Here is an 18545-nt window from a genome sequence, read left to right on the forward strand (position 1 = left end):
AAAGTGAATAAAAAAATGAACTTTTATTTGCGAAGTTTGCTTTTTGTAGAAATTGCAACAAGGCAAAGCTGAATTGCCTCTTTTGCATCAAGGCGAAATGGGCAAATTACCAACACTAAACTAAATTATTTTTACATAGGTAGATCAAATTATGGCAGTTAGAAAAGACGAAAAACGAGGCAAATGGCTGGCAGATGCCTACATCGACGGCAAGCGTATTCGGCGGTGGTTTGAAACTAAGGCAGAAGCGAGCCGTTTTTTTAATACCGTAAAACAGAGAGATAGCCTCTTTTCCCAGTTTGTTTTGCAAAATAGTAGTAGCAGCGAGGGGGAACGGTTGTCAAAATTGTGTCAATTATGGTTTGACCTGCACGGGCAAACCTTAGTAAATGGCAAAAAGACCTTAAATAAATTACTACTAATGGCGAATGCTCTTGGCGATCCGCAGGGGGCAAATTTCACGGCAGAACATTTTGCGGAATATCGTAAAAAGCGGTTACAGGGCGAGATTATTTTTCGCTATGCAAAAACGGTTACGGTGGAGACGGTCAATTTAGAGCATAAGCTACTATCAGCGGTGTTCAACGAATTAAGCCGTTTTGGTAAGTGGGAACGTCCGAACCCGATTTCCGACCTTAATTTCTTCAAAACCAAAGAAAAGGAACTCGCTTTTTTACGCAACGATGAAATCGACCGCTTGTTAGCTTGTGCAAAATTGGTAAGCGATGATCTGCTTACGGTGGTGTCGCTTTGCTTGGCAACGGGGGCGAGGTGGTCGGAAATTGCCGAACTGAAAGCCTCTCAACTTGTGCCTTACAAAGTAACCTTTATCAAAACCAAAAGCGGTAAAAACCGTTCCGTGCCGATTGCGGAACATCTGTTTAAATCAATCAAACTCAAACAGGGCAAGCTCTTTAACGTGCATTCCCGCGATTTTGAGCGAGCGATCAACTTGGCAAAAATTGAACTGCCCGAGGGGCAATTAACCCACGTTTTACGCCACACATTCGCCAGCCATTTTATGATGAACGGCGGAAATATTTTGGTGCTGAAAGATATTTTGGGGCATTCCGACATCAAAATGACAATGCGTTACGCCCATTTTGCCCCCTCTTATTTGGAATCTGCCGTAGCCTTAAACCCTCTCGCTAACCGCTAATTTTAAAGATTATGCTGATCGTAAAGGGGCTTTTTGCCCCTTTAATTCAACAGTTGAACCACCGTCCGAAATTTGCTTATAATTGCAATAGGTTGCAGAATGTTGCAATCTTTTTGTGGGTTATTGTTACTTTGATGTTACTTTTTAGGGCGGTTTGAAAAATAAAGATCCTTGTAAATCAAGGCTTTAATGCAAAGATCATTTCCCCCCAGCTCCACCAAATTGAAATCCTAACAAATGCAATAAAGCCTTGAACCCAACGTTCAAGGCTTTTCTTTTAGCATTTTTCTTCCAACAAACTTTTCAACCGATACAACGCTTCCAACGCTTGTTTAGGGGTTAAATCATCTGGGTCGATCTGTTCCAGTGCTTTTAACACAGGGGCTGGCTCTGCAAGCGGTAAGATTTCAGCAAATTTTTGCGGTTCAGCAGCGTAGAAGCACAATTCGCCCTGTGGCGATTGGTTGAGCTGGGCGGTTTGGGCGGAAAGTTGTTCCAGTTGTGCCAATTTTTGTTTGGCGAGTTGCACCACCGCTTTTGGCACGCCAGCGAGAGCCGCCACCGCCAAGCCGTAACTTTTGCTGGCTGCCCCCTCTTGCACGCTGTGCATAAAGACGATGGTGTCGTTGTGTTCCCGTGCGTCCAAATGCACATTCGCCACGCCAGCGAGCTGGTTCGGCAAGCTAGTTAATTCAAAATAGTGGGTGGCGAACAGGGTCATTGATTGGGTTTTCTTGGCAAGCCATTCGGCACACGCCCACGCCAGCGACAAGCCGTCATAAGTTGATGTGCCTCGCCCGATTTCATCAATCAGCACAAGGCTATGTTCGGTGGCTTGATGCAGAATGTTTGCCATTTCGGTCATTTCCACCATAAAGGTTGAACGCCCAGAAGCGAGGTCGTCCGATGCCCCAATGCGGGTAAAAATGCGGTCGATTTGCCCGATTTCCGCACTTTCCGCTGGCACAAAACTGCCGATATACGCCATTAGCGAGATCAACGCAATTTGACGCATATAGGTGCTTTTTCCCCCCATATTCGGGCCAGTTACCACCAAAAGATGGCGTTTCGGCGTGAGCAAAACAGGGTTAGCGATGAACGGCGATTTCAGCACCTGCTCAACCACAGGGTGTCTGCCCCCTTGAATTTTTACCCCACGATTTGGGCTGAACGTTGGGGCAACATAATTGAGGGTTTCGGCTCGCTCGGCGAGGTTGGTTAGCACGTCCAATTCCGACAGCACAAGGCTCGCCAACTGCAATTCGGCGAGGCGAGGCAGTAATTTGTCGAACAACTCTTCGTAAAGCTGGCGTTCCAACGCCAACGAAGCCCCTTTCGCTTTCAGCACCTTGTCTTCATAGGTTTTCAATTCGGGAATGATGTAGCGTTCGGCATTTTTGAGGGTTTGGCGGCGAACGTAGTGAATCGGGGCTTTGTGGGCTTGCCCTTGGCTGATTTGAATGTAGTAACCGTGCACCGCATTGAAGCCAATTTTGAGGGTGTCGATCCCCGTTTTTTGCCGCTCACGCACTTCCAAATCTTCCAGATATTGGGTTGCGCCGTCCGCCAACGAACGCCATTCGTCTAGCTCGGCATTGTAGCCCGAGGCGATCACGCCACCGTCTCGCACCAGTTGCGGCGGATTGTCGATGATCGCCGTTTCTAACAGTTGATGCAGATCGCTGAAATCGGCAAGTTGGGCGATCAGTTTTGAGAGCGAAGGGCTAAGATCCTGCGACAATGCCGTAATTTCAGGGATCTGGGCCAACGCCGAACGCAGGCGAGTGAGATCCCGTGGACGAGCCGAACGCAACGCCACCCGAGCCAAAATCCGTTCCATATCGCCCACCTGTTGTAGCAGGGGTTGAAGCGGTAGGATTTTCTCATTTTTTTGCAGGGCGGAAATGGTCTGCTGGCGGTCGTGGATTTTCGCCAAATCACGGATCGGCTGATGAATCCAACGTTTCAACAAACGGCTACCCATCGGGGTAACGCACTTATCCAACACGGCGGCGAGGGTGTTATCCGTGCCGCCTGCGAGGTTGTGGGTCAATTCCAAATTACGGCGAGTGGCGGCATCAAGCAGAATGGTGTCGCTATTTTGCGAAAGATGAATCGCATTGATATGTGGCAACGCCGTGCGTTGAGTCTCTTGGGCGTAATGCAACACGCACCCTGCAGCACAAAGGGCGATCACCGCTTTTTCCACCCCAAAGCCTGCTAGATTTTGCGTACCAAACTGACGATTGAGCAACTGAATAGCGGTAACCAGCTCAAATTCCCAAATCGGACGGCGGCGTAACCCTTTGTAATTATTCAGAATTTCCGCCGAACTAAAATCCTCGGGGTAGAGAATTTCCGCAGGTTGCAGACGTTGCAATTCAGCACTCAACGCCTCTTTGTGTGGCAGCTCGTTGATCAAAAAACGCCCCGAACTCATATCAAGGGTAGCAATCGCAAAGGTGCCTTTTTCCTCATAAATCGCCGCCACCAAATTATCTTGCCGTTCGGGCAACAACGCCTCATCGCTGACCGTGCCAGGGGTAACAATCCGCACCACCTTACGCTCAACAGGGCCTTTGCTGGTGGCAGGGTCGCCGATTTGCTCACAAATCGCCACACTCTCGCCCAACGCCACTAACTTCGCCAAATAGCCCTCGACCGAATGATACGGCACGCCCGCCATCGGAATTGGCTCGCCCGCCGACTGCCCCCGTTTGGTGAGCGAAATATCCAACAACGCCGCCGCTTTTTTGGCATCGTCATAAAACAGTTCGTAAAAATCCCCCATTCGATAAAACAACAAAATATCAGGATTTTGGGCTTTAATTTGCAAGTATTGTGCCATCATCGGCGTATGTTGAGCAGTTGCGGTCATTGCGTTTCCAAGTAAAAAAAGAATGGGCGGTATTTTAGGGGAAAATGGCGGGAAAGGTAAGGGAAGATCGAAACAACAAGCGGTGGGGTCCTCAAAAATTTCTGAGAATCCCACCGCTTGCATTTGGGTAAATTAACAATTACTTCGCCAACAAATCCTCTTTTTCGCCATAAACTGGCACAAGGGTTTTCTGGTAAGCGGCTTTGAGTTTGCCGTTGGCTTTAAATTCGGCGATCAGGCGGTTTACTTCGTTGAGCAAGCTGGCGTTGCCTTTGCGTACCGCTGGGGCGATGTTTTCGACTGGGCCGAGGTTGCCGATTGCCACGTCAAAGGTTGGGTTCTCTTTCGCCCACGCCCAAAGTAGGGCGTTGTCGTGGGCGAGTGCCACGCCGCGTCCGTCTTTCAACGCGTCAAAGGTTTCGGTGTTTTGGTCGAATTTGAGTAGGTTGATGTCAGGGTGGTTTTTGCTGAAATAGGCTTCTGCGGTCGTGCCTTTATTGACGAGCAAAGTTTTGCCTTTCAGTTGAGCCACATCGGTGATCGGGGCGTCTTTCGGTGACACCACGCCCAACGCCACGTTCATATACGGGGCGGCGAAATCGACCACTTCGGCACGGGCTGGGGTTTGGGTGAAGTTGGCGAGGACGAGATCGACTTTGTCCGATTTGAGATATTCAACACGGTTCGCCGCTTCGGTCAAGACAAACTCAATTTTGTCGGGGCTACCGAGCAAGGCGGTGGCGATATCCTTGGCGATTTCAACATCAAAGCCTTGATTTTTGCCGTTCGCATCAACATAGCCGAACGGCGGTTTGTCGCCGAAGACGCCAATGCGGATCACGCCTTTTTCTTTGATTTGAGCCACGATGTCTTTTTCCGCGGATTGTTTCGCCGAGCCTGCGTTGTCGCAAGCGGTTAAGCCAAAGGCGGCAATCGCCGTGGCGAGAAGGGTTTTGAGGGTGGTGTTGAGTTTCATATTGGTTCTCCGTTGGGGTTGTTATGTAAAAATTTCGGCGGAACTGACCGCTTGTATTGCCCCCCTCCCCGCCTTTGGCGGTACTCCCCCCGCAAGCGGAGGGGAGATCTGATCTGCCCCCGCTTGCGGGGGAAGTGGCACGCAGTGCCGAAGGGGGCAAGCGGTCGGTTTTTGCAAAATTCGAGGAAATCTCACCGCTTGTTTTCCCTCTCTCTGCGATAAATACTGAACGTATTTATCGCTGTCTCTCTCCCATAAATGGGCGAGAGTTTTTTATTTTTAACTCGGTTGTAAACCCTCGCCCGCTTGCGGGAGAGGGACAGAAATTGACTTCGTTGAGAAGTCAATTTCAGGGAGAGGGTAAAATTTAGTAATCCATTCCCCGTAAAAACTGCTTCGCCCTTTCCGTTTGTGGGTTGCTGAAAAAGGTTTTGGGGTCGTTTTGTTCGATGATGACGCCTTTGTCCATAAACACAATGCGGTCGGCGACCTTTTCGGCGAATTTCATTTCGTGGGTTACGATCATCATCGACATTCCCTCGTTGGCGAGTTCTAGCACCACGTCTAGCACTTCTCGCACCATTTCAGGGTCGAGGGCAGCGGTGATTTCATCGAGTAGCAGTACCTCGGGGTTCATACACAAGGCTCGCACAATCGCAATTCGCTGTTTTTGTCCGCCCGATAATTCACGGGGAAAGGCGGTTTTGCGGTCGAGCAAGCCGACTCGGGCGAGCAGTTTGTCCGCTTGGGCTTCGACTTCTTGGCGTGAGCGGTTTTGGGCTTTTTGTGGCCCGAGTAAAATGTTGTCGATCACGTTTAAATGGGCGAACAGTTCGTAACTTTGAAACACCATTCCGACTTTTTGGCGAGCCTGTTCCCAGCTTAAATCTTTGCCAAATTCGCCGTAATTTTTCATTGAAATCGTACCGCTTTGCTTGGCTTCTAAGCCGTTTACGCAACGCAGTAGGGTGCTTTTGCCGCAGCCCGATGCCCCTAAAATCACGACCACTTCGCCTTTGTGCAGATCTAAATCAAGGTTTGGAATGGCAACCGTTTCTCCATAGGTTTTGTGTAAATTGCGGATCGATAACAGCGGCATTCTAGCTCTCCCAACGTTTTTCTAAGGTTTTCGCCCACAGCGAAAGTGGATAACAAATCACAAAATAGAGGGCAAAAATCAGCCCATACACATAAAACGACACTTTCGGATCGGTAAACAGCGAGTTTTCAATAATTTGCTGACCGACTTTCACCACCTCAATCACGCCAATCAGGGCAGCGAGGGAACTGGTTTTGACCATTCGGGTAAAGAGGTTGATCATACTCGGCAAAACTCGCTTGATCCCTTGTGGTAGCTCAATGTAGCGGAAAATTTGAGCAGGGGTTAGCCCCACGGCTTTGGCGGATTCGATCTGATGTTTTTCGATAGAACCCAACGCCCCACGCACGAGGTCGCCCATTTCTGCCGTTCCCCATAGCACAAAGACCCAAACGCAGACCCAAAATCCGCTGATATGCAGGTTCGTCCAAGTGGATAATCCAAAATAGAGGGCGAACAGCCACACTAAAATCGGCACGATCCGAATGGTTTCGAGGTAAAAACGGCAAGCGAATTGCACCGCTTTATAACGAGATCGCATAAGCAAGCCGAACAGCGTGCCGAACACTAGCGAAATAGCGACCGAAATAAAGGAAATTTGGGCGGTCAGCCATAATCCTTCGCCGAGGCGGGCGAGGTTTCGCCCCTCAAATAACCACTCAAACCCCATATTTCGCTCTCCGTGTCCGATTTTCGAGGTGTCGCACCAACAACGAAATCGGCAGTAAAATCACTAAGTAACTGATTAATAACAAGAAAAGAGCCTCGTTGGTTTTGTAATCCATTCCGATAATATCTTTGGTCACGAACATCAATTCCGCCACCGCCACCGCACTGACGACCGAGGTTTCCTTAATCAAAAACAGCACATTCGCCCCCAAAGCAGGCATTGCCACCGCCCACGCTTGGGGGGCGATAACGTGGCGGAACACTTGACAGCGAGAAAGCCCCAACGCTTTGCCCGCCTCAATTTGCGGACGAGGCACGGCGAGCAAACCCGCCCGAATCGCCTCTGCCATATAGCTTCCGCCCAAAAACACAAGGGCGATCACACCGCAAGTAAAGCCGTCCCACTTAATCCCCATTTTCGGCAAACCGTAATAAAGGAAGAAAAGTTGAATCAGCAACGGCGTGTTGCGAGAAAGCTCAACATAACCCTGAGCCAGCCAATGCAGCGGCTTGATTTTGTACGCCGTGATGACGGCGACCACCAGCCCGAGGGCAAACGACAACACAATGCCCCACAACGACAGTTGCAAGGTTATCCAACCTGCCTCAACAAAACGTGGCACGGCATTGAGAATGTAAGACCAATTCATCGAAACTATTTTCTGTTTTTTACGTTTTGACGGATTTTGTGAGAAAAAAGCAAAAATGGAAAGGCGAGAAATGAATGATTTATAACCAAAGGTTATAAGAAGAGAGCAAGCGGTAAGATCTTCAAAAATTTTTGAAAATCTTACCCCTTGTTTGAGGAAAAAAGATTAAAGATGTTCGCTCAACGCCGTTTTGTAAGTCGCCACCGCATTATCTGCGGCTTGAACGATAAATGCCGTGTCCGCCCCTAAGCCGAGGAAAGTTACACCGAGTTCGGCATAACGTTTGGCTTGTTCTGGGGTGGCGGCGACCGTTCCAACTGGCACGCCGTGGGCTTTAATCCGTTTGATCATTGATTCCATCGCCTCAACCACTTCGGGGTGGAAGATGTTTAAGCCGTGTCCCATATCCACCGCTAAATCGACAGGTCCGAGCAAAATCGCCCCCACGCCTTTGGTGGTTACGATTTCATCAAGATTTTCCATTCCTTTTTTGCTTTCGATTTGCAAAATAATCAAGGATTCTTGCTCGATGCGTTCTAAATAATCAGGGTAACGCCCAAAGCGTGCGGCACGGAATGCAGCCGCCCCCATTCCACGATTGCCACGAGACGGATAGCTCGCCCAGTACATAATCTGCTCGGCTTCTTCGCCACTTTCCACTTTTGGCACGATGATATTTTGAATGCCTGCATCCATCAACTGTTTGATAATGCCCGTGCCAGCCTCGCCGACACGCACCACAGGGGTCATATCGTAAGGGGCAATCGCACGGGCGGCATCTAAGATCGTTTGCACCGTGTGCGGACCGTGTTCTGCATCAATCCAAAGCCAGTCAAAGCCTGTGGTGGCAAGGGCTTCCGCCACATCCGCCGAGGTGGTTTCCAATCCAACCCCAAACTGCATTTTGCCTGCTTCGATACTGTGCTTAAATGAATTATGCAAATAATCTTTTACCATTGGCATAGTTCCCTCCTTATAGTTGGTTTACTAAGTAATTTTGTTTGCCAATCAATTTAATTAAGTCGAGTTGGGCTTTGGTCCAGTTGAGATCTTCTTCCTCGTCTTGGTAGTAGGCTTTCATCAATTCGAGGGTGGTAATGTCGAAAATACCCGAATTGATCGCTGCTTCAATTTGCGGTACGCCGTCTAGCGACACCTGCAAATCATATTGGAAATACGCCTCAACATCGTGCGGAACTTGCTCGGCTGGCACGGCTTCCTGCTGAATTTCGCCGTCAAGATCTAAGATACGTTCATAAAACTGCTCAACAAAGCCCATCTCAGATGCAGAATGTTCCGCATATTTTTCCGCTAATTTTGAGAACCCTTGGCTTTCAAAAATTTTAGAGGCAATTTTATGATTTAATGCAACCGCACTTAAACGGGTTGCGGCTTTTTGCAAAAATTGAATGGTTTTTTGAACGTCTTTCATCTTAAATCCTCACTTATAAATCGAATGAATTTACTACCTTAACGTGCAAACGCACATCCACATTGCCACGGGTGGCGTTGGAATAAGGGCAAACCTCGTGCGCCTTGCGGATTAAGGTTTTCGCTTCTTCCTCGCTCAATCCTTCCACCGTAATGGTAATGTCTAAATCAAGGCTGAACGCCCCGTCTGGTTTTTGCCCGATACCCACGCCCACGGTGGTGCTGGATTGGGTTGGCTTCAAGCCTAAGGTTGGGGCAACGTGGTTCATCGCACTGTCGAAGCACGCTGCATAGCCCATTGCGAAAAGCTGTTCTGGGTTCGTGCCTTGTTTGCCACTTTCGTTTTGGAAGCCGACTAAATCAAAGCCGATTGAGCCATCGTCCACTTGGGTTCTGCCATCACGACCGCCCGTTGCTGTTGCACTTGTATGATAAAAAATTTTCATTTTGGATTTCCTCTTAATGTTGAAAACGTGGCTATTTTAGTGGCGTTTTGGCAAAAGGCGTTATATCATTTCTGCAAAACTCTTGCCTAATTCTCTAAAAATGCAAATTATTGACAAATTATTACCGCTTGTGCCGAAAAATCAACTTTGGCAAACGCCCATTTCAGGCTTGGTGGTGCAACACGCTGACCGCCCGATGCCGATCACTAATACTCTTCTTGAACCTCGCATTTGTATCGTATTGCAGGGCGAGCGAAAAATTTGTATTGGCGATCAATGCACCTTTTTTAGTGATCAGCACTTTATGTTTTGCCCTGTAAACCTACCGCTTGCGGTGGAAGTGGTGCAGGCAAGTCCGCAAAAGCCCTATTTGATGATGACGATGAAGATCGATTTGCTGACGGTGGCACAGATTTTGCCCCGTGTGCCAGCAAATGCAAAACCTACGCAGGATCTGACCGCTGGTTTGCAATGGCGATTAGAAAAGCAGTTGCTCACACAGTTTGAACGGCTGGTTGATTTGCTCAAAAGTCCAGAAGATATAGATTTCCTCGCCCCACTGATTCAGCAGGAAATTTACTACACCTTGCTCAAAAGCGAGCAGGGGCAGCGGTTGCGAGAATTAGTCAGTGAGGGCAGTCAAACCCAGCGGATTGCCCAATCGGCACAATGGATCGAACAACATTTCGCCGAAAAATTGCGGGTGGACGAGTTAGCGAAGCAGGCAGGAATGTCGGTGTCGGGCTTTCACGCCCATTTCAAGCAGATTACCCAACTTTCGCCCCTGCAATATCAAAAATCCCACCGCTTGCAAACCGCCCAACGGCTGATTCAAGCAGGGCAAAATGCCATTGCGGAAGTTGCTTTCCAAGTCGGCTACGAAAGCCCGAGCCAATTCAGCCGAGAGTACAAACGCTATTTTGGGGTGTCGCCGAGGAAAGGATCGCGATTACCGCCAAATAATCTCACATTCCACTTTGACGTTTTCCGCGGTGTGGTGGCGTAGTTTTTGGCGGATTTGCTCAAAGGTGCGGTGGGCGATTTGTTCGTGATCCTGCTTGATTGAATGGATCGGGAACGGCAGGGCGTTGAGTAGTTGGTGGTCGTCAAAGGTGGCGAGCAATAGTTCGCCCGTGAGCAGTTTGTCCATTTGCTTTTGCTCGGAAAGGTAACGCAGCACGCCCTCTAACAGGGTGTAAGAGGCGGTAAAAACGGCTTGGGGTAGTCGCCCTAATTTTGCCACGATATTTGAAAGCATTTGGTAGCCCGATTCGGGTTGGTAATCTTGGTGTAAGATCCATTCAGGTTGGGCGGTTAAGCCAGCTTGTGCCAAGCCTTGCTGAAAGCCCGCCAAACGGGACTCACTCGGCGAGAGGGCGAGCTGACCGCCGAGATAGTAAAATTCGCTCGGTTTCGATTGAGCGATCAATTTTGCGATAAGTTCGGCGATCTTGCCGCTATCGTTGCTGATAATGTGGCAAATGTCGAGATTTGGCACATAGCGGTCAAGATGCAGCAGCATCGTGTGTTTGACGATGCTGCGATAGTATTTCGGATCTTGGTGGGTTGGGGCGGTAATCAGCAAGTCAATTTGGCGGTCAAGCAAGCGGTCGATTGCCATTTTTTCTTGCACGGGATTATCGTCTGAACAGGCGATCACAAGTTGTAACCCGTTCTCACGGCACAATTTTTCGAGGGTTTTGGCGGTGAGGGCAAAACCGTAGTTGGTTAAGTCGGGGATCACTAAGCCGATCACGTTGGAACGCTGGGCTTTTAAGGCTCGGGCGTAGGCGTTGGCTCGATAGCCTTGGGCTTGGGCGATCTGTTTGACGCGGCGGCAGGTTTCGGGGTGAATCCGATAAGCCCCGCCGTGTCCGTTCAAAATCATACTCACGGTGGTTTTTGATACGCCCGACAGTTGGGCAATATCGTGTAGGGTAACTCGTTTTTTGCGTGTGCTGTCCATTGATTTTCCTTATCATTCCCCGCCCATTGAGGAAAGTGGGCGAGGTTTCCTATTTGAATTGAATCGGCTGCACTGGGGCAACCGTGCCATCAATCTGGCGTGAACAGCTTACCACATTTTGACGGTTGGCGATAAAGAAGCGAGAGGTGAGGACTTTTTCGCCGCCGTTGAGGAAAATTTCCACCACCGAGCGGTCGAAGAAGATTTCCACTTGGTCAAGTTTTTCCACTTGGCAGTGGCGGACGCTGTCGAATTTTTGCATTAAATCCGTTTGCTCGCTGGCGGTGCGGTCGAGGCTGACCACGCCGTTGTGGTAGCGTAGCACCAATTCTTGCCCCTGCTCGTTGGCGAAGAATTGCATTTCAAGCGGTTGGTTTTCCGCAAAAAATTGCACACGGGCGGTGTCGAGGTTTGCCACCGTTAATTTTTCGCCGAATCGTACCGCTTGTTCTTCGCCCCATTGGATAATCGGCTGTTGCACGATTTTGCCGTGGTTGAGGCTTAATCGGCGAGGCAAGCTCAGGGTGGAATGCCATTTGTAGCGGTCGGTTGGGTAGATTAAATCAGGCAAGCCAACCCAGCCGAACATTATGCGGTCGGAATTTTGCACCGTTTGGGGGGCATAGAAATCGAAGCCGTAATCCAATTCTTCGATCTGTTCCGTTTGTAAAGTTAGTCCATTGAGCGAACCCACGGCGTAGGTGGCGTGATAGTTATTTTGGAAGCGGTGAGATTCGCGTAATTTTCCTTGTGGCGACCAGACGAACACCTCTTTGCCACCGAGCTGGAATAGGTCAGGACATTCCCACATAAAAACGTGGCTATTGTCGAAATCTTTCACCGTCAATTCTCCCAGCAAGCGTGGGGTGGCGTTGAGGTCGTCCATTTCATAGAGTAACGCCGTGCCAGTCAAATTTTCTCGTTGTGCGCCGAGTACGAAGCGGATTTTGCCCTCGGCGGTAACGAACGGCTTCGGATCACGAACGTGTTCGGTGTAGCCTTGTGGGGCTTGGTCGATAATGCAACGTTTTTCAAGCAATTTGCCCGATTTGTCGAAAATGGCGATATTTTGGTGCGGCACGCGTTGGTTGTCGCTGGCTCGGCGAGTGTTGCCGGTGTAGAACGCCACAATCTGATCCTGCCACAAAATCGCCCCGCCCGAATAGCAACCGTGGGATTCAAACATTTCATCGGGAATCAGCGGATCAGCTTCGGTGTAGTGTTGGAAATCGGTGGTAATGAAGTGTTTCCAATGCTTCATTCCGTGCATTGCATCGTAAGGAAACCATTGGTAGAAAATGTGGTATTTCTCGCCGTCAAAAATCAAGCCGTTTGGGTCGTTGAGCAAGCCCGTTGGTGGGGCGAGGTGGTAGCTTGGGCGGAAATCTTGATCGTTTTCGACCGCTTGGCGAACCGCCGCTAATTCGCCCTCGCTTTGGGCGTGTAGGCTTTTGTATTTACCGTTGTTGAAAATGTGCATAAAAATCCCTTATTTAAAGCAGAAATCCCCCTGCCGTGAAGCAGAGGGATAAGGTTAGTTTTTGCCGAGATTGTTGAAGAATTTCTTCACGCTATCGAAGAAGCCTTCTTGCTGTGGGCGGTGTTGGCTTTTGCCCTCTAAACTTTCTTCCAGTTTCAGCAACAATTCTCGCTGTTCATCGTTGAGGGCGACAGGGGTTTCGATTACCACTTTGCAGATTAAATCCCCTGCGTAGCCGCCGCGTGGGCTAACCACGCCTTTGCCTCTCACACGGAACAGTTTGCCCGTTTGGGTTTCTGGCGGAATGCGAAGTTTGACGCGACCGTCTAGGGTCGGCACTTCAATTTCACCCCCGAGGGCAGCTTGGGTGAAGCTTATCGGCACTTGGCAGTAGAGATTTGAGCCGTCTCGCTCGAAAATATCGTGATCTTTCACATAGATCACCACATATAAATCCCCTGCGGGTGCGCCGTTTTCCCCTGCCGCCCCCTCGCCCTGTAAGCGAAGTTGGTTGCCCGAATCCACCCCTGCTGGAATGGTTACGGACAGATTTTTGGCTTTGTGAACCCGTCCATCGCCCTGGCAAGATTTACACGGTTTTTCGATTTTTTTGCCCGAACCTTGGCAGTGCGGACAGGTCGCTTCGGTAACGAAGAAACCTTGTTGGCGGCGAACTCGCCCCGTGCCGTGGCAATAGTTACAAGTTTCGACTTTGCTACCGCTTTCCGCACCGCTGCCGTGGCAGGTATCGCACTCGGCGAGGGTTTGAATGCGAATGTCTTTTTTGCAGCCTTTGACCGCTTCTTCAAGGGTGATTTCGAGGTTGTAGCGTAAATCTTCGCCACGCACCACACGGCTACGGCGACCACCGCCCCCGAAGCCCCCGCCGAACATTTCGCTGAAAATATCTTCAAATCCGCCGAAGCCCCCGAAACCGCCACCGCCAGCCCCGCCGAATCCACCTTGCTCAAAGGCTTGGTGTCCGTACTGATCGTACATCGCACGTTTTTCGCTGTCGCCTAGCACTTCGTAGGCTTCTTTGATCTCTTTAAATTTTTCTTCCGATTCTTTACTGCCTTGGTTTTTGTCGGGGTGGTGCTTGGCGGCTAAACGTTTGTAAGCACGTTTAATATCCTGCTCGCTCGCCCCTTTCTTTAAGCCAAGGACTTCATAATAATCACGTTTTGACATAGGTTTTCCGTTATTTAACCTACTTTCTTTACTTGTGCAAAGAAAGTAGCAAAGAAACACACCCTAAACATTTTGCTTTTGTTTCGCTTGTTGCCAATTTCTACGGTCAATTTGTAAACTCGCCAGCAAGCTGGCTCAAACAGTACAAATTGCCCTTGAAATTTACGCAACCGCTCAACGCAAAATGATAGGGATTTTTGTCCTTTCTTCGATTTAATTGTTCTGTATTTTATAAAAAATGCAGAAATTTTATTAAATCCTACCGCTTGTTATTGGTTTTCGAGTGAGAAAATCTGTTTTTTGAGGATTTCATCAATTTTGCCACGTTCTAAACCTGAATCAATCAAGGTCAATTCTAATGTTTCGAGTTGCTTTTTAAAGGCTTGTTTGGCTTTATGCACGTTGTAGGCAATGAAGTCAGCGTTTAAATCGCTTTCGATCCGATAGAATTTGATATTGGAAACGCAGGGGTAGAACCAGTCAAATTTGGCAGTCAGATCTTGAATGGCAATCGTACCGTGAGCCTCGCTAATGCCTTCTTTCCCTAAATAAACGCTACCTTGCAAATGCTCGAAACCGTGTTGTTCCAACACGTTTCGTATATCGTAGTAAGCGTTATTGTAGGTGTTGCCGTGATAATTTTCTTTCAGGCAGTTGGTGTCCATATCGAAAGTAATTAAATATCGGCTCATTTTATTTCCGTTGCAAAAATTTGATGAAATCTAACCGCTTGCAGATAAGTTTAATCTGTATAGGTGTAATAACCTGAGAAATTCACTCTATCCCTGTGGCTATATTGAGCGTATCCCACCGCATTTTTGTCTATTTTATGGGAAACTTTAAGGGTTTTAGCTTTATTATTCCACTCTTGACCATCAAGCACAGTAATGGTTAATGTTTTGATATCTGGACAAACCATTCCATCGGCATAATCTACTTTCACGATAAATTGGGAACTATTTTTCTTTGATTGAGTTAATCTCCCATTTAACCAACAGATATTTGAGCCGATTGAGACTTCTTTCTTTCGAAAGTCGATGTTAAGGTTATAATCTCTATTTGAATATGAACCATCTGGTTTCCAATTCTTTGCGAAAGTATTTGATGCAAATACTGGTAACATCAACATAAGGCTTAGGCATAATTTCTTTTTCATTCTGTTATCCTTTTATATGATAAAGAGTAGCAAGGATAACCTTGCCACTCTTATTTACTTTAATGAATTAAGGATTATTTATTATCCTTCACTTCTTCAAACTCTGCATCAACCACGCCGTCATCTTTTTGTGATGATTGGGCTTGTTGCTGACCTTGTTGAGCTTGGGCTTGACCTGCTTGAAGTAGTGGCTCAGAGGCTTTGATTAAGGCTTCGATTTTCGCTTCGATGTCTGCTTTGTCTTCGCCTTTTGCCGCTGTTTCAAGGGCTGCAACTGCTTCTTCGATCTTCGCTTTGTCGTCTGCATTTAATGCTTCGCCGGCTTCGCTGATTTGTTTGCGAGTTGAGTGAGCGATCGCATCTGCTTGGTTGCGAGTTTGGACTAATTCCTCAAATTTGCGGTCGGCTTCGGCATTGGCTTCTGCATCACGCACCATTTGTTCGATTTCCGCATCGCTTAAACCTGACGAGGCTTGGATCTTAATTTGTTGCTCTTTGCCGGTGTTTTTATCTTTCGCCGACACGTTGATTACGCCGTTTGCGTCAATGTCGAAGGTTACTTCAATTTGTGGCATACCGCGTGGGGCTGGGTTGATCCCTTCAAGGTTGAATTGACCGAGGGATTTGTTATCCGCCGCACGTTTGCGTTCGCCTTGTAACACGTGGATCGTTACCGCAGATTGGTTATCTTCGGCGGTGGAGAACACTTGCGATTTTTTGGTTGGAATCGTGGTGTTTTTCTCAATCAAGGTGGTCATCACGCCGCCCATTGTTTCGATACCGAGTGAGAGTGGGGTAACGTCTAATAAAAGCACATCTTTCACATCGCCTTTTAATACGCCACCTTGCACCGCTGCACCAAGTGCTACCGCTTCATCTGGGTTCACATCTTTGCGAGCTTCTTTGCCGAAGAAATCTGCCACTTTTTTCTGCACTAATGGCATACGGGTTTGACCGCCCACGAGAATGATGTCGTTGATTTCGCTAATGCTCTTGCCTGCGTCTGCCAATACCGCTTTGAGTGAGTCGATTGAGCTGTTGACTAAATCTTCCACTAAGGCTTCTAATTTTGCACGGGTTACGTTAATTGCCAAGTGTTTCGGACCGCTTGCATCTGCGGTGATGTATGGCAAGTTCACTTCGGTTGATTGGGCTGATGAAAGCTCGATTTTCGCTTTTTCCGCCGCTTCTTTCACACGTTGTAATGCCATTGCATCATTGCGTAAATCTACGCCTTGCTCTTTCTTGAACTCGTCAATGATGTAGTCGATCACACGGTTATCGAAGTCTTCGCCGCCTAAGTGGGTGTTACCGCCTGTCGCTAACACTTCAAAGGTTTGCTCGCCTTCAAAGTTGTCGATTTCGATGATTGAAATATCAAATGTACCACCACCCAAGTCGTACACCGCGATCACTTGGTTCTCTTTGGTTGAACCTAAACCGAACGCTAATGCCGCGGCGGTTGGTTCGTTGATGATACGTTTTACATCTAACCCTGCGATACGACCTGCGTCAATGGTCGCTTGACGTTGTGCATCGTTGAAGTAAGCAGGCACGGTAATTACCGCTTCGGTAACGCTCTCGCCTAAAAATTCTTCGGCAGTTTTCTTCATTTTTTTCAACACTTCCGCTGAAATTTGTGGTGGGGCTAATTTATCGCCTTTCACATTTACCCACGCGTCGCCATTGTCGGCACGGGTGATTTCAAACGGCATAATTTTAATATCACGTTGCACTTCTTCGCTGTCAAAACGGCGACCGATTAAACGTTTAATCGCAAATAACGTATTTTTCGGGTTAGTGATCGCTTGACGTTTCGCTGGCTGACCCACAAGGGTTTCGTTGTCGGTGTAAGCGATGATTGACGGGGTTGTTCTCGCCCCTTCCGTATTCTCAATCACGCGTGCTTTATCGCCGTCCATTACGGCAACACAAGAGTTTGTTGTACCTAAGTCAATACCAATAATTTTTCCCATTTTAAATTCTCCGAAAATAGGTTGTTCAGTTAATCAAAAGAATTGAGAGTAGGCTCTCATTCAGACGAGCCAATAAATAGGGATAAAAAAATCGCCTTCAAGGGTGGAAATGAAAAAAAATCGAAAAATTGGCAAAAATTTCGCCAAATCTGACCGCTTGTTGGGGCTTTTTTGTGATCTCTGCCACATTTTTACAAAAAAATTTGCCGAAATCGGCAAAAATCTCGCTAAAATTACAAATGTAAATCATTCTTATTTATCTTTAATAAGATTTTTCATCAATGTAACATTTTGAAACGAGGTAACAATGATCATTTCATCTGCCAACGACTACCGCAAAGCGGCAAAACGCCGTGTGCCACCGTTTATGTTCCACTACGCAGACGGCGGCTCTTACGCCGAGCATACCCTCAACCGCAACGTGAGCGATTTATCCGACATCGCCCTACGCCAACGGGTGCTGAAAGATATGTCGGAACTCAACACTGAAATTGAATTATTCGGCGAAAAACTCTCAATGCCTGTGGCACTTGCCCCTGTGGGGGCGTTGGGAATGTACGCCAGACGCGGCGAGGTGCAAGCGGCAAAAGCGGCGGATAACAAAGGCATTCCGTTTACCCTTTCGACCGTTTCAATCTGTCCGATTGAGGAAGTCGTCCCAGCGATCAACCGCCCGATGTGGTTTCAGCTCTATGTGCTAAAAGATCGTGGCTTTATGAAAAACGCCTTAGAGCGAGCCAAAGCCGCGGGCTGTTCCACCCTCGTGTTTACGGTGGATATGCCAACCCCAGGGGCGAGATACCGCGATATGCACTCGGGAATGAGCGGGCCTTACAAAGAAATTCGCCGTGTGTTGCAGGGCATTACCCACCCATTCTGGGCGTGGGACGTGGGCATTCAAGGCAAACCGCACACCCTTGGCAACATTTCTCGCTATATGGGCAAAGATGTGGGGCTTGATGATTATATCGGCTGGCTAGGGCAGAATTTCGACCCGTCCATTTCGTGGAAAGATTTAGAGTGGATTCGTGAATTTTGGGACGGTCCAATGGTAATCAAAGGTATTCTCGACCCCGAAGATGCCAAAGATGCGGTGCGTTTCGGGGCGGACGGCATTGTGGTTTCCAACCACGGTGGTCGCCAACTTGACGGTGTATTATCCAGTGCGAGAGCCTTGCCGTCTATTGCCGATGCGGTCAAAGGCGAGATCAAAATCCTCGCTGATTCAGGCGTGCGTAACGGCTTAGACGTAGTGCGAATGATCGCCCTCGGTGCGGATGCCTGTATGCTCGGACGCTCTTTCGTTTACGCCCTCGGTGCTGCAGGGCAGGCAGGGGTTGAAAATATGCTCGACATCTTCCACAAAGAAATGCGAGTCGCAATGACCCTCACCAGCAACCAAAAAATCGCCGATATCACCCGCGAAGCCTTAGTGGATTTAAGCAAAATCTAACCCCTTGCAAGCAAT

The 18545-nt window shown here is 48.4% G+C and carries 17 protein-coding genes; 3 read left to right on the plus strand and 14 right to left on the minus strand.

All coding sequences use genetic code 11. The features are described from left to right. Positions 1-151: 151 nt before the first annotated feature. Positions 152-1159 carry a phage integrase gene (locus B0187_RS06335; RefSeq protein ID WP_078237022.1) on the plus strand — a complete coding sequence of 336 codons (1008 nt, stop codon included), beginning with the start codon at positions 152-154 and terminating at the stop codon, positions 1157-1159. Positions 1160-1436: 277 nt separating this feature from the next. Here the strand turns inward: B0187_RS06335 and mutS are convergent, their stop codons facing one another. From mutS to B0187_RS06380, 8 genes are all read right to left on the minus strand, one after another. Continuing rightward, positions 1437-4037 carry a DNA mismatch repair protein MutS gene (mutS, locus tag B0187_RS06340; RefSeq protein ID WP_078237023.1) on the minus strand — a complete coding sequence of 867 codons (2601 nt, stop codon included), beginning with the start codon at positions 4035-4037 and terminating at the stop codon, positions 1437-1439. 139 nt (positions 4038-4176) lie between these two features. After that, entirely contained in the window at positions 4177-5013 is an 837-nt protein-coding gene (locus B0187_RS06345) for a cysteine ABC transporter substrate-binding protein (protein WP_078237024.1), read from the minus strand. Positions 5014-5380: 367 nt separating this feature from the next. Beyond that, positions 5381-6112, minus strand: coding sequence for an amino acid ABC transporter ATP-binding protein (locus tag B0187_RS06355; RefSeq protein WP_078237026.1), 732 nt, complete (start codon positions 6110-6112; stop codon positions 5381-5383). 1 nt (position 6113) lies between these two features. Further along, positions 6114-6782 (minus strand): amino acid ABC transporter permease, encoded by a 669-nt coding sequence (locus B0187_RS06360; protein ID WP_078237027.1) that lies wholly within the window; start codon positions 6780-6782, stop codon positions 6114-6116. Then, on the minus strand, positions 6772-7431 hold the full coding sequence (locus B0187_RS06365) for an amino acid ABC transporter permease (RefSeq protein ID WP_078237028.1): 660 nt from the start codon (positions 7429-7431) through the stop codon (positions 6772-6774). The genes B0187_RS06360 and B0187_RS06365 overlap by 11 nt, the downstream gene beginning before the upstream one ends. Positions 7432-7596: 165 nt before the next feature. Next, a complete protein-coding gene (locus tag B0187_RS06370; protein WP_078237029.1) occupies positions 7597-8394 on the minus strand; it encodes an HpcH/HpaI aldolase family protein in 798 nt (265 codons plus the stop codon). A gap of 10 nt (positions 8395-8404) precedes the next feature. Further along, positions 8405-8863 carry a ferritin-like domain-containing protein gene (locus B0187_RS06375; RefSeq protein ID WP_078237030.1) on the minus strand — a complete coding sequence of 153 codons (459 nt, stop codon included), beginning with the start codon at positions 8861-8863 and terminating at the stop codon, positions 8405-8407. Between the two features lie 13 nt (positions 8864-8876). Next, positions 8877-9308, minus strand: a complete 432-nt coding sequence (locus tag B0187_RS06380) for an organic hydroperoxide resistance protein (RefSeq protein ID WP_078237031.1) — start codon at positions 9306-9308, stop codon at positions 8877-8879. A gap of 100 nt (positions 9309-9408) precedes the next feature. Between B0187_RS06380 and B0187_RS06385 the strand changes: the two genes are divergently transcribed. Then, on the plus strand, positions 9409-10314 hold the full coding sequence (locus B0187_RS06385) for an AraC family transcriptional regulator (protein WP_078237032.1): 906 nt from the start codon (positions 9409-9411) through the stop codon (positions 10312-10314). Here the strand turns inward: B0187_RS06385 and B0187_RS06390 are convergent. The 6 genes from B0187_RS06390 to dnaK all read right to left on the minus strand — a co-directional run bounded on the left by B0187_RS06390 (position 10258) and on the right by dnaK (position 17077). Then, a complete protein-coding gene (locus B0187_RS06390; protein WP_078237033.1) occupies positions 10258-11274 on the minus strand; it encodes a LacI family DNA-binding transcriptional regulator in 1017 nt (338 codons plus the stop codon). The two genes, B0187_RS06385 and B0187_RS06390, sit on opposite strands and share 57 nt — an antisense overlap. Before the next feature lie 49 nt (positions 11275-11323). Continuing rightward, positions 11324-12754, minus strand: coding sequence for a glycoside hydrolase family 32 protein (locus B0187_RS06395; protein ID WP_078237034.1), 1431 nt, complete (start codon positions 12752-12754; stop codon positions 11324-11326). 54 nt (positions 12755-12808) lie between these two features. Further along, positions 12809-13945 carry a molecular chaperone DnaJ gene (gene dnaJ / locus B0187_RS06400; protein WP_078237035.1) on the minus strand — a complete coding sequence of 379 codons (1137 nt, stop codon included), beginning with the start codon at positions 13943-13945 and terminating at the stop codon, positions 12809-12811. A gap of 269 nt (positions 13946-14214) precedes the next feature. Next, positions 14215-14637, minus strand: a complete 423-nt coding sequence (locus B0187_RS06405) for a VapD (protein WP_078237036.1) — start codon at positions 14635-14637, stop codon at positions 14215-14217. A gap of 50 nt (positions 14638-14687) precedes the next feature. After that, a complete protein-coding gene (locus B0187_RS06410) occupies positions 14688-15101 on the minus strand; it encodes a hypothetical protein (protein WP_078237037.1) in 414 nt (137 codons plus the stop codon). A 74-nt stretch (positions 15102-15175) separates the two neighbouring features. Continuing rightward, positions 15176-17077: a molecular chaperone DnaK gene (dnaK, locus tag B0187_RS06415; protein WP_078237038.1), complete on the minus strand. Its 1902-nt coding sequence runs from the start codon at positions 17075-17077 to the stop codon at positions 15176-15178. 307 nt (positions 17078-17384) lie between these two features. Between dnaK and lldD the strand changes: the two genes are divergently transcribed. Continuing rightward, positions 17385-18530 (plus strand): FMN-dependent L-lactate dehydrogenase LldD, encoded by a 1146-nt coding sequence (lldD, locus tag B0187_RS06420; protein WP_078237039.1) that lies wholly within the window; start codon positions 17385-17387, stop codon positions 18528-18530. Positions 18531-18545: the final 15 nt, after the last annotated feature.

The sequence above is a fragment of the Haemophilus paracuniculus genome (genome assembly GCF_002015115.1).
Classification (GTDB): Bacteria; Pseudomonadota; Gammaproteobacteria; order Enterobacterales; family Pasteurellaceae; genus Haemophilus_E; species Haemophilus_E paracuniculus.